Source organism: Meridianimarinicoccus zhengii (assembly GCF_003254465.1).
In the GTDB taxonomy this organism is placed as follows: domain Bacteria; phylum Pseudomonadota; class Alphaproteobacteria; order Rhodobacterales; family Rhodobacteraceae; genus Meridianimarinicoccus; species Meridianimarinicoccus zhengii.
This window is the reverse complement of record NZ_QDFI01000044.1, coordinates 23,730-35,666: the sequence shown is the minus strand read 5'-3', so window position 1 is coordinate 35,666 and position 11,937 is coordinate 23,730. Positions and strand designations below refer to the sequence as shown.

The 11,937-nt window shown below is 67.7% G+C and carries 12 protein-coding genes; 11 read left to right on the top strand and 1 reads right to left on the bottom strand.

The genetic code is table 11. From position 1 onward, the window contains the following. Positions 1 to 1,856 (top strand): DNA translocase FtsK (locus DDE13_RS14305; RefSeq protein ID WP_268951249.1); only part of this gene is annotated, 1,856 nt, incomplete at its 5' end. A gap of 52 nt (positions 1,857 to 1,908) precedes the next feature. Here DDE13_RS14305 and DDE13_RS14300 read toward each other — a convergent pair. Beyond that, positions 1,909 to 2,883, bottom strand: coding sequence for a LysR family transcriptional regulator (locus DDE13_RS14300; RefSeq protein WP_111404970.1), 975 nt, complete (start codon positions 2,881 to 2,883; stop codon positions 1,909 to 1,911). An 81-nt stretch (positions 2,884 to 2,964) separates the two neighbouring features. Here DDE13_RS14300 and DDE13_RS14295 point away from each other — a divergent pair, with 81 nt between their 5' ends. From DDE13_RS14295 to DDE13_RS14250, 10 genes are all read left to right on the top strand, one after another. Beyond that, positions 2,965 to 3,828, top strand: a complete 864-nt coding sequence (locus DDE13_RS14295) for a dioxygenase family protein (protein ID WP_111404969.1) — start codon at positions 2,965 to 2,967, stop codon at positions 3,826 to 3,828. Positions 3,829 to 3,854: 26 nt separating this feature from the next. Beyond that, entirely contained in the window at positions 3,855 to 4,820 is a 966-nt protein-coding gene (locus tag DDE13_RS14290; RefSeq protein WP_111404968.1) for a VOC family protein, read from the top strand. An 11-nt stretch (positions 4,821 to 4,831) separates the two neighbouring features. Beyond that, a complete protein-coding gene (locus DDE13_RS14285) occupies positions 4,832 to 5,476 on the top strand; it encodes an alpha/beta hydrolase (RefSeq protein ID WP_111404967.1) in 645 nt (214 codons plus the stop codon). After that, on the top strand, positions 5,473 to 6,537 hold the full coding sequence (locus DDE13_RS14280) for a maleylacetate reductase (RefSeq protein ID WP_111404966.1): 1,065 nt from the start codon (positions 5,473 to 5,475) through the stop codon (positions 6,535 to 6,537). Before DDE13_RS14285 ends, DDE13_RS14280 begins: the two co-directional genes overlap by 4 nt. A gap of 34 nt (positions 6,538 to 6,571) precedes the next feature. Further along, complete coding sequence (locus DDE13_RS14275) at positions 6,572 to 7,846, top strand: ABC transporter substrate-binding protein (RefSeq protein WP_235868708.1); 1,275 nt, start codon at positions 6,572 to 6,574, stop codon at positions 7,844 to 7,846. Positions 7,847 to 7,911: 65 nt separating this feature from the next. Then, positions 7,912 to 8,634: an ABC transporter ATP-binding protein gene (locus DDE13_RS14270; protein WP_111404964.1), complete on the top strand. Its 723-nt coding sequence runs from the start codon at positions 7,912 to 7,914 to the stop codon at positions 8,632 to 8,634. Beyond that, positions 8,634 to 9,428, top strand: a complete 795-nt coding sequence (locus tag DDE13_RS14265) for an ABC transporter ATP-binding protein (RefSeq protein ID WP_111404963.1) — start codon at positions 8,634 to 8,636, stop codon at positions 9,426 to 9,428. Before DDE13_RS14270 ends, DDE13_RS14265 begins: the two co-directional genes overlap by 1 nt. 19 nt (positions 9,429 to 9,447) lie before the next feature. After that, positions 9,448 to 10,311, top strand: coding sequence for a branched-chain amino acid ABC transporter permease (locus DDE13_RS14260; RefSeq protein WP_111404962.1), 864 nt, complete (start codon positions 9,448 to 9,450; stop codon positions 10,309 to 10,311). Continuing rightward, positions 10,311 to 11,399, top strand: a complete 1,089-nt coding sequence (locus DDE13_RS14255) for a branched-chain amino acid ABC transporter permease (RefSeq protein WP_111404961.1) — start codon at positions 10,311 to 10,313, stop codon at positions 11,397 to 11,399. Before DDE13_RS14260 ends, DDE13_RS14255 begins: the two co-directional genes overlap by 1 nt. After that, positions 11,392 to 11,934, top strand: coding sequence for a nuclear transport factor 2 family protein (locus tag DDE13_RS14250; RefSeq protein WP_222626105.1), 543 nt, complete (start codon positions 11,392 to 11,394; stop codon positions 11,932 to 11,934). Before DDE13_RS14255 ends, DDE13_RS14250 begins: the two co-directional genes overlap by 8 nt. Positions 11,935 to 11,937: the final 3 nt, after the last annotated feature.

Sequence of the window (11,937 nt, the reverse complement as noted above, 5' to 3'; positions counted from 1 at the left end):
CCCGCGCGCGCACGCGGCAGGAGCCGGTGCTGCGGGCCGAGCCGCCCCTGACCGGCGCGGCGGCTGCGGGGACGCCGGCGGAACCGACCCCGTTCGATGACTCGGGGGACGCGCAGGACGATGACGACGTGGCGGCATGGCTGGCGGCGGAGGACGCGCGGGACATGGACGCCGATGCCGACATCGCATCCGTTCCGCGCGATGCCCCCGCCGCCCCGCGTATCCCGCGCTATGAACCCAGCCGCCCCGTCGTGCAGCACCCGGTCGCGCGCCGCCCTGCGCCGTCGGCCCGCGCGCGGTCCGAGGCGCAACCGGCGCTGGGGTTCGATCCCGCGCCCGCGGATGCCTATGACCCGCCGCCGCTGTCGCTGCTGCGCGACCCGGCCACGGTCGAGCGGCTGTACCTGTCCGACGAGGCGCTGGAGGAGAACGCCCGCATGCTGGAAAGCGTGCTGGAGGATTACGGCGTGAAGGGCGACATCGTGTCGGTGCGCCCCGGCCCCGTGGTGACGATGTACGAACTCGAACCCGCGCCGGGGCTGAAGGCATCGCGCGTGATCGGGCTGGCGGACGACATCGCGCGGTCCATGTCCGCGCTGTCGGCCCGCGTGTCCACCGTGCCGGGCCGGTCGGTCATCGGGATCGAACTGCCGAACGACAACCGCGAGATGGTGCTTCTGCGCGAGATCCTGTCGGCGCGCGATTTCGGCGACAGCAAGCTGCGCCTGCCGCTGGCGCTGGGCAAGGATATCGGCGGCGAGTCGGTCGTGGCGAACCTCGCCAAAATGCCCCACCTGCTGATCGCGGGCACCACCGGGTCGGGCAAGTCGGTGGCGATCAACACGATGATCCTGAGCCTTCTCTACAAGCTGACGCCCGAGGAATGCCGGCTCATCATGATCGACCCGAAGATGCTGGAACTGTCGGTCTACGACGACATCCCGCACCTGCTGAGCCCCGTGGTGACGGACCCCAAGAAGGCGGTCGTGGCCCTCAAATGGGTCGTGGCCGAGATGGAGGACCGCTACCGCAAGATGTCGAAGATGGGCGTGCGCAACATCGAGGGTTACAACGGCAAGGTCCGCGCGACGCTGGAAAAGGGCGAGATGTTCTCGCGCACCGTCCAAACGGGTTTCGACGACGACACCGGCGATCCGGTGTTCGAGACGGAGCAGTTCGAACCCCAGACCCTGCCCTATATCGTCGTCATCGTGGACGAGATGGCCGACCTGATGATGGTCGCGGGCAAGGAGATCGAGGCCTGCATCCAGCGGCTGGCGCAGATGGCGCGCGCGTCGGGCATCCACCTGATCATGGCGACGCAGCGCCCGTCGGTGGATGTCATCACCGGCACGATCAAGGCGAACTTCCCCACGCGGATCAGCTTCCAGGTCACGTCGAAGATCGACAGCCGCACGATCCTGGGCGAGCAGGGGGCAGAACAGCTTCTGGGCATGGGCGACATGCTCTACATGGCCGGCGGCGGGCGGATCACGCGCATCCACGGCCCCTTCGTGTCGGACGAGGAAGTCGAGGAGGTCGTGCGCCACCTCAAGACCTATGGTCCGCCCTCATACGTCGGCGGCGTGGCGGATGGCCCCGAGGACGACCGCGCCGACCAGATCGACGAGGTTCTGGGTCTGGGCGGCAACACCGGGGGCGAGGATGCGCTGTATGACCAGGCGGTGCAGGTCGTCATCAACGACCGCAAATGTTCCACCAGCTACATCCAGCGCAAGCTCGCCATCGGCTACAACAAGGCCGCGCGCCTTGTGGAGCAGATGGAGGATGCGGGCCTTGTCAGCCCCGCCAACCACGTGGGTAAGCGCGAGGTGCTGGTACCCGAACGGGAGTGATCCCGCGCCCCACGCCGGCCCACCCGTCACGACTGGCGGGGGGCATTGGCGGTCAGGCCGCGGGGTCGTGGTCGCCGCTCATGCCCCAGACGATCGAGTTCTCGTGCCGCTTGATGAGCTGGCGCAGGTCGTCGAAGCGCGTCGTGATGTGCCGGGCCAGCCGTTCCGCCGCGGGCAGGCGCGGGCCGTCCGCCAGCCGCAGGATGCCGAGCGTCCGGGCCGGTTGGGGGATCTCCACCGGCAGGACGGTCACGTGCCGCTCCTTGCGATGGGCGAAAACGACCGAATGGGGCAGCACCGTCAGGGCGTCGGTTTCCTCCAGATAGTTGAACACCGACAGCAGCGACCCGCCCGAATAGCGCACGTTGATTTCCGACATCCCGATCGACAGCAGGATCGCGTGCAGGTCGGCCAGCAACGGCGATCCGGGCAGGGGCGCGATCCAGGGAAAGTCGATCAGGTCCTTCGTGGTCAGCCGCCGATTGCGCAGCAGCGGATGCGCCGTGCGGCACGCCACGATGTTGCGCCCCGGCAGGATCGGCGTGAAGGCGAACCCGCCCCCGGCATCCACGATCCCCAGCGGCGTGATGGCCAGATCGAGCCGGTTCGACGAAATCCCCGACAGAAGTTCCGGCAGGTTGCCATAGGACTGGTCCACCCGGATATCGGGTTGCCGCGTCTGGAATTCGCCGATCATCCGGCTGATGAACGCGTCCATGAAGAACGGCACCCCCGCGATGCGGACCGTGCCCACCGACCCGGCGCGAAAGCTGCGCACCGTTTCCGACGCCTTGCGCGATGCTTCGAGGATGATGCGCCCGTGTTCGGCCAGTTGCTGCCCGATGATCGTGGGGCGCAAGGGGCGGCGGCCCGGTTCGAACAAGGGTTCGCCCAGCCGCTTTTCCATCGCCGACAGAGTGCGCGACAAGGCCGGTTGCGACAGCCCCAGCCGGTTGGCGGCATCCGTGACGCTGCCCGTTTCGACTACGGCAGCCAGTTGGGCGAGGTGCTTTTCGTCGATCTTCATAACAATTTGTTATGTTGCGGGCGAATAAAACAATAATCAAGGACGATCCTGCGTCTATCCTTCTTCACAGGGAGGATACCGATGAACTCTGGCGTCATGCACAGACCCGGACGGCACATCGCCGCGCAGTTCGCGGCCCGTGTGCGCGGGGCGCCGGACCGGCAACTGGCGGACCGGCTTGCCAGGGCCGTTGCCGCGATGGCGCGGATCGTTGAGGAAGAAGGGCTGGACCGCGACGATCTGCGCGCCCTGGTCGCTTTCCTGACGGATGTGGGCCATGCGTCGGATTCGCGCCGGCAGGAATGGGTGCTGCTGGCTGATACGCTGGGGCTGACCAGCCTGATCGAGGCGCAGGTGACGCGCCGGCCCGCCGGGGCCACGCCCAACACCATTGCCGGGCCGTTCTATCGCGTCGGCGCACCGGTGAAATGCGACGGGGAAAGCATTTCGATCGACGGGATCGGCGATCCGCTCGTGCTGGAGCTTGCCGTGCTGGACCTTGACGGCGACCCGGTGGCCGGCGCCGCGATCGAGGTCTGGCAGGCGAACGGCGCGGGGCTTTATGAAAATCAGGCGCCGGACCTCCAGCCGGACCAGAACCTGCGCGGCACCTATCGCGCCGGACCCGACGGCAGGGCCATCGTGCGCACCGTGCGGCCGGGTGGCTACGCGATCCCCCATGACGGACCGGTGGGGGCGCTGCTGGCGCGGCTGGGGCTCAGCCCCGACCGGCCCGCGCATCTGCATTTCCGCATTTCCGCGCCGGGGTTCCAGACCCTGACGACGCATCTGTTCGACGGCGACGATCCCGCGCTGGAGGCCGATCCGCTGTTCGCGGTGCACCCGGCGCTCGTGACCCGCTTCGCGGCCTGCGGGGATGGCGGATTCGAGGCCAGCCACCAATTCGTTCTCGCCCGGGCGCATCCGGGGCGGGAAGACGCCTGACACGACGACCACAGGGAGGACATACCATGTCAGCGATCAGCGGCTATCATCACCTGACCATGAGCACCGACGGCGCGCAGGAGGATTTCGATTTCTTCACCAAGGATCTCGGGCTCTATTCCGTCAAGCGCACGGTGCTGTTCGACGGCGTGCTGCCCGTCTATCACCTGTATTACGGATCGCGGAACGGCGACGAGTCGACCATCATCACGACCTTCCCCTTCCGCAAGCCGGGCATCTACGGGCGCCGGGGCACGAACCAGTCCAAGGTGGTGCAGCAGGCGATCCCGGTGGGCGCGTCGGATTTCTGGGTGAACCGCCTGAACGAACGCGGGATCGCGGCCACGAAGGGCAACCGCTTCGGGCTGGACCGGGTCGAATTCCGCCATCCGTCGGGCATCGAGCTGCAACTGGTCGAGAACCCCGGCGACAACCGCACGCCCATCGCCAACGAGGCCGAGGGCATTTCGGCAGAGCACGGGATCAAGGGCATCTATGGCGGGGTCGTGGCGGTGACAGACCGCAATGCGATGGATGATTTCCTGACCATCGCGCTGCCCCTGAAGAAGATGGCCGATGATGCGGACGGCATGGCCTATGAGGTGCCGAACCCGAACGGGCCCACCAGCGTGGTGGAGGTCACGGAAATCCGCGATGAGCCGCAGGGGACATGGACGCTGTCCGGGGGCACGATCCACCATTTCGCCCTCAACACGGGCGACGAGGAAAGCCAGCTGAAGCTGCGCGCGCATATCGAGGGGCTCGGCTTTACCGACATCTCGGAGCAGAAGGACCGGATGTATTTCAAGTCCTGCTATGTCCGCTCGCCGGGCGGCGCGCTGTTCGAACTGGCCTGGACGGTGCCCGAGGGCTGGGCGAAGGACGAACCCGCCGACGCCATCGGGTCGACGCTCGTGTTCCCGCCATGGTTCGCGGATCGCAAGGACGAGCTGATCGCCGGGCTTGAACCCGCCAGCTTCCAGGACGCCTGAGGGATCGACCGATGACACAAGCCAGCCATCACGGGGCCACGCCCGACAGCGCGCGCGCGGTCTGCGTGTTCGTCCACGGGCGCGGTCAGACGCCGGAGGACATGGTGGCAGGCATCCTGTCGCGGCTCGATGCGCCTGACGTGCATTTCGTGCTGCCGCGCGCGCCGCGCGGCGCGTGGTACGATGCGCGGGCGGTCGATCCGTTGGCAGAGGTCACGGCGGCCCAGCTTTCCGACGCGCTTGGCATCGTTGGCCGGGCGGTGGAGGACGCGCGGACGACCTGTCCCGGTGTGCCCGTGATCCTTGCGGGGTTCTCGCAAGGGGCCTGCGTCGCGGCGGAATACCTGATGCGCGGGGGGCAGGCCGACGCGCTTGCGGCCCTGACCGGGTGCCGGGTGGGGGCCGCGTCCTCGGGCCTGCCGCGGGCTGACCTGCGCGCGCTGCCGGTCTATGCAAGCTGCGGCGATGCCGATCCGTGGATACCGCTCTGGGCGTTCCACCGGATGCTTGGCGATCTGTCGGCCGCGGGCGTCCGGCTGCGGGCCGATGTGCTGCCGGGGCGGCCCCACACGGTGTCGGATGCGGAATGCGCCGAACTTTCCGGCCTGTTCAGCGCCATCGCCGTGGGTGCGCCCGCGTTGGGAGGAACGGCATGAGCGCGCTTGAGGGCGGTTTCGTCTTTCCCGGCATATCCACCCGCGTCGTCTTCGGTTCGGGCACGCTGGCCGGGGTCGCGGCCGAAGTGCAGCGCCTTGGCCGCCATCGCGCGCTCGTGCTGTCCACGCCGGGGCAGGCCGAGGATGCAGAGGCGTTGGCGGCCGCGCTTGGGGATGTGTCGGCGGGCGTCTTCGCGGAAGCCGAGATGCACACCCCCGTCGCCGTGACGGAGCGCGCCGTGGCGGCCTATCGCGCCGCCGGGGCGGATTGTGTCGTGGCGCTTGGCGGCGGATCGACGATAGGGCTGGGCAAGGCCATCGTAACCCGAACCGGCGCGGACCATGTGGCCGTTCCCACGACCTATGCCGGGTCGGAAATGACCGATATCCTTGGCGAGACCGAAGGCGGGTACAAGACCACGCGCCGCGATGCGTCGATCCGGCCCGAAACCGTGGTCTATGACGTGGACCTGACGCTGGGCTTACCGACGGCCATGACGGTCAACTCGGCGCTCAACGCCATCGCGCACGGGATCGAGGCGCTCTATGCGCCCGACGCGAACCCGGTGGTCGGAATGATGGCCCATGATGGCGTGCGCGCTTTCCGCGACGGGCTGCCACGTGTCGTCGAATCTGCCGATGACCGCGTGGCGCGGGCGGAGGTGCTCTATGGCGCGTGGCTCTGTTCCACAGCACTCGGCTACACGACCATGTCGCTGCACCACAAGCTGGCGCATGTGCTGGGCGGCAGCTTCGGCCTGCCCCATGCCGAGACCCACGCGATCCTTCTGCCGCATACCGCGGGCTTCAACGCCGCCGCGACCGACCGTCTGGGCGGCATCGCCCGCATCTTCGGCGGGTCGGTCGGGGGCGGGCTGTGGGATTTCGCGCAGACGCTCGGCGCGCCGCTGCGGCTGGCGGATCTGGGCCTGACCGAGGCCGATCTCGACCGTGCCGCCGGTATCGCCGTCCAGAACAGCTACGCCAATCCGCGCCCGTTCGGGGAGGACGATATCCGGGCGCTTCTGCAGGCCGCCTGGGAGGGCGCACGGCCAGAGTGAACCACGACAGACATCAGGGAGGACCACCATGATCATGAGAAGAAGACTTCTGAAGTCGGGCGCGGCCAGCGGGCTCGTGCTGTCGGCGGGCGGGCTTGCGGCCCCAGCGCTGGCGCAGGGCACGACCGTCCGTATCGGCTATGTCAGCCCGCAGACCGGGCCGCTGGCCGGATTCGCCGAGGCCGACGCGTTCACCATCGAGACGTTCAACCGCGTCGCGGCCGAGCAGGGGCTGAATGTCGAGGTGCTGGTGCGCGACAGCCAGTCGAACCCGAACCGGGCCGCCGACGTGGCTCAGGAACTCATCATCGACGATGAGATTCACCTGATGCTGGTCGCCTCCACCCCCGAGACGACCAACCCCGTCTCGACCGTGTGCGAAAGCGAAGGCATCCCGACGATTTCGACCAAGGCACCGTGGCAGCCTTGGTTCATCGGCCAGCAGGGCAATCCCCGCGCGCCGGACAGCTGGCGGCCCTTCGACTACACGTTCCATTATTTCTGGGGGCTGGAGGACGTCATCGCCGTCTTCACCAGCATGTGGGGCCAGCTTGACACCAACAAGCAGGTCGGCGGGCTGTTCCCCAACGATGCCGACGGCAACGCCTGGGGCGACCCGGATGTGGGCGTGGCGCCGGGCTTTGCCGAAGCAGGCTTCACCACCGTCGATCCGGGGCGGTTCCAGAACCTGACCGACGACTTCTCGGCCCAGATCAACGCGTTCCGGCAGGCGAATTGCGAGATCGTGACCGGCGTTGTGATCCCGCCGGACTTCACCACCTTCCGCAATCAGGCGATCCAGCAGGGGTTCAATCCCAAGGCGATCACCGTGGCGAAGGCGATCCTGTTCCCGCAATCGGTCGAAACGCTGGGCGAGGCGGGGCACAACCTGTCGTCCGAGGTCTGGTGGTCGGCGAACCATCCCTTCACATCTTCTCTGACGGGGCAGGGTTGCGGCGATCTGGCGGCGGCCTTCACCGACGCTACCGGGCGGCCCTGGACCCAGCCCATCGGCTTCGTCCACTCGCTGTTCGAGATGGCGGCGGATGTCATCAAGCGGGCGGACGATCCGACCGACCCCGATCTTGTGGCGGAAACGATTGCCGCGACGGATCTGGAGACGATCGTGGGCCGCATCGCCTGGAACGGCGAGGGCGTGCCGCCCTTCGCGGCGCAGAACGTCTGCAAGACGCCGCTCGTGGGTGGCCAGTGGCGGCGGCAGGAGGACGGCAGCTTCGAGCTTGCCGTGGTGGACAACTCCACCGCGCCCGACATCCCGACGCAGGGCGTGATGGAACCGCTGGTCTGACGTAGGGCCACGAGGTGCGGCCCGGCATTGACGCCGGGCCGCGCGCCATGGGGGGAGAAACCGGGATGGGCATGATCCTGTCGCTGCACGACGTGACAAAAAGCTTCGGCGCCCTGAAGGTGGCCGACGGTATCAGCTTCGATGTGCCCGAAGGCCAGGCCCTCGGCATCATCGGGCCGAACGGCGCGGGCAAGTCGACGCTGTTCAACCTCATCACCGGGAACCTCGTGCCGGACGCGGGGCGGATCAAATACCAGGGCCGCGACGTGACGCGCATCCCGCCGATGCAGCGTTGTCTTGACGGGATGGGGCGGTCCTTCCAGATCCCGCAGCCCTTCACCGGCCTGACGGTGTTCGAGAACCTTCTCGTCGCCGCGACCCACGGGCAGGACCGGCCGGAAAGCGCGGTCGTCGATCATGTCGCCCGCGTGCTCGACCAGACCGAACTGATGGGCGTGGCCAACACGCCCGCGGGCGGGTTGAGCCTGCTGCAGCGCAAGCGGCTGGAACTGGCCCGCGCGATGGCGACGCAACCGAAGCTGCTGCTGCTGGACGAGATCGCGGGCGGGCTGACCGACGGCGAATGCGCCGCCCTGATCGACACGATCCGCGGGCTCCATGCGGGCGGCGTGACGATCATCTGGATCGAGCATGTGCTGCACGCCCTGACGGCGGTGGTGGAGCGGCTTCTGGTGCTCGATTTCGGGCGCGTGATCGGGCTGGGCGAACCGGCCGAGATCATGGACAGCCGCGAGGTGCGGGAAATCTATCTGGGGATCGAGGTCTGATGACGCTTCTGGAAACCCACGGCCTGACGGCGCATTACGGCGATTTCCAGGCGCTGTTCGGGGTCGATATCCGGCTCGACACCGGCGAGACGGTGGCGATCATCGGCGCGAACGGCGCGGGCAAGACGACGCTGATGCGGTCGATCACAGGCGTGCTGCGGGGTGCCGCCGACCAGATCCGGCACAAGGGCACGGCCATCGGCCACCTGATGCCCGACACGATCATGAAGCGCGGCATCGTCATGGTGCCCGAGGGGCGCAAGCTGTTCCCGTCGCTGACGGTGGAGGAAAACCTGCTGATCGGCGGGCAACACAAGGGCGGGCGCGATCTGGGCGACCGGATCGACAGTTTCCTCAGCCGTTTCACCGGCGCGCCCGATCCGGTGGCACTGGCCGCGGGCCATGACGGTACCGGCATCTGGACGCTCGACACGGTCTATGACCTGTTCCCGATCCTGAAGGAGCGGCGGCACAATCCCGGAACGGCGCTGTCGGGCGGGCAGCAGCAGATGGTCGCCATCGGCCGCGCGCTGATGTCGAACCCGGCGGTGCTGCTGTGTGACGAGATCAGCCTCGGCCTCGCTCCCGTCGTGATCCGCGACATCTACGCGGCCCTTCCGAAGATCAAGGCGGGTGGCACGAGCGTGATCGTCGTCGAGCAGGATATCGGTCAGGCGCTGAAGGTCGCCGACCGGGTCTATTGCATGATGGAGGGGCGCGTGACGCTCGAAGGACGCCCCGACGCCATCAGCCGCGACGACATTCATGCCGCGTATTTCGGGGCGCCCGCATGACCGCATCAGGGGAGGACGCATGATCTGGATCGACACCATCGTGCAGGGGGTGCTGCTGGGCGGGCTCTATGCGCTGTTCGCGGCGGGGCTGAGCCTCGTGTTCGGGATCATGCGGTTGGTGAACCTTGCCCATGGGGACCTGATCGTGATGGGCGCCTACCTGATCCTTGTGGTGGTGTCCGTGCTGGGGTTGAACCCGTTCGTGGCGGCGCTGGTCGCGGCGCCTGTAATGTTCTCCATCGGCTGGGTGCTTCAGAAGGCCGTGCTGAACCGCACGCTGGGCGACGACATCCTGCCGCCGCTTCTGGTCACCTTCGGGCTGTCGGTCGTGATCCAGAACAGTCTGCTTGAAGGATTCTCCGCCGACAGCCAGCGCATTTCCATGGGGCCGCTGGAAACCGCGTCGGTCGCGGTGGGGCCGGTCACGATGGGCCTGCTGCCGCTTCTGACCTTCGGATCGGCCATCGCCGTGATCGTGGGACTCAACCAGATCTTCTATCGCACGGCCATCGGGCGGGCGTTCCGTGCCACGTCGGACGACCCGGTGACGGCCAGCCTTATGGGGATCCGGCCCGACCGGGTCTTCGCCACGGCGATGGGCCTCGCCCTCGTGGTCGCGACGATCGCCGCGCTGTATCTCGGCACGCGGTCCAACTTCGATCCCTATGTCGGGCCCGCGCGGCTGATCTATGCCTTCGAGGCGGTCATCATCGGGGGCCTCGGGTCGCTTTGGGGGACGCTTGCGGGGGGCATCATCATCGGCGTGGCGCAGACCGTGGGCGCCGCGATCAACCCCGAATGGCAGATCCTCGCGGGGCATGTCGCGTTCCTGATTGTGCTGCTTGTTCGCCCGCGCGGCCTGTTTCCGAGGGCGGTGGACTGATGGCGGCGACCCATACCCTGACCACGCGCACGCGCGCGGGCACGATCACCGGCATCGCCGCGCTGGCCTTTCTGGCCGTCGCCGTGATCCTGCCCGCCTTCGCGTCGCGCAGCCTGATCCAGGACCTGTTCTTCATCCTCACGATGCTGACTCTGGCGCAGTTCTGGAACCTGCTCGCGGGCTATTCCGGGCTGGTCAGCGTGGGCCAGCAGGCGTTCGTGGGCTTCGGGGCCTATATGCTCTTCGCGGCGACGATCCTGTGGGGGGTGAACCCCGTCGCGGCGATCCTGCTGTCGGGGGTCTTCGCGCTGCTGCTGGCGATCCCGACGGCGTTCTTCGCCTTCCGGCTCAGCGGGGCCTATTTCGCCATCGGCACATGGGTCGTGGCCGAGGTCGTGCGCCTGACCGTCGCGCAATGGCAGGCCGTGGGCGGCGGCACCGGCACGTCGCTGCCGCGCGATGCGCGGGACGCAATGTGGGGCGTGACATGGATCGAGGCGGCGTTCGATGTCCGGTCCTCGGCGGCGCGCGACATCCTCGCCTACTGGCTGGCGCTGGCGCTGGCGGCGGCGACGATCGGCGGCATCTACTGGTTCCTGCGCACCCGGCGCGGGCTGGCGCTGGCGGCGCTGCGCGACAACGTGGAGGCGGCGAAATCCGTGGGCGTGGATGCCGCGCGGATGAAATGGATCGTGTTCCTTGTCGCCGCCTTCGGCACCGGGATCGCGGGCGGGCTGATCTTCCTGCAGAACGGGCGCATCAGCCCCGACAGCGCCTTCGCCGTGACGCAATGGACGGCCTTCGTGATCTTCATCGTGGTGATCGGCGGCATCGGGACGATCGAGGGTCCGATCATCGGCGTGCTCGTGTTCTTCATGCTCCAGGAATTGTTGGCGGATTTCGGGGCGACCTACCTGATCGTGCTGGGCTGTCTTGGCATCGTCATCATGCTGTTCGCACGAAGGGGGCTTTGGGGGCTGATTTCGGACCGGACCGGTGTGCAGTTGTTCCCCGTGCGGCGGCGGCTGATCGCGCCCGCGCGGGGACCAGCGGGACAGACAGACGAGGGAGGAGGACATAATGACTGACACGAACGGGACCACATCGCGGCGGCATGTGCTGACCGGAACGGCGGCGACGCTGGCCGTGGCGGCGGCCGGGCCTTCCATGGCGCAGGACGCAGCCGAAGAGGCGCGCAAGGTCATCGCCGAAAGCTATCTGAAGGCGCTCGATGCGGGCGGGGTGTCGCCCACCACCGGGCTTGGCCTCTTCGATCATTTCACGGACGATGCGGAGGTCTATTTCCCCAAATGGGGTGTCGCGCGCGGTATCGACGCGGTGCGGCAGATGTTCACAGATGTGGGCGGCACCCTGCGCGGGATCACGCATCACTATGACGGCTTCACCTGGTACATGACCGGCACCGACCGTTTCGCCGTGGAGGGCACGAGCGAAGGCACGCACCGCGACGGGTCGTGGATGGCGGGCGATCCGGATTGGGGCGCAGGCCGGTTCTGCGACACGTTCGAGGTGCGGGACGGCCGGATCAGCCGGTTGTTCATCTATCTCGACCCCGACTACGCCGGGCGCGACACCGCGCGCTACGACTGGATCGATACCTGAACA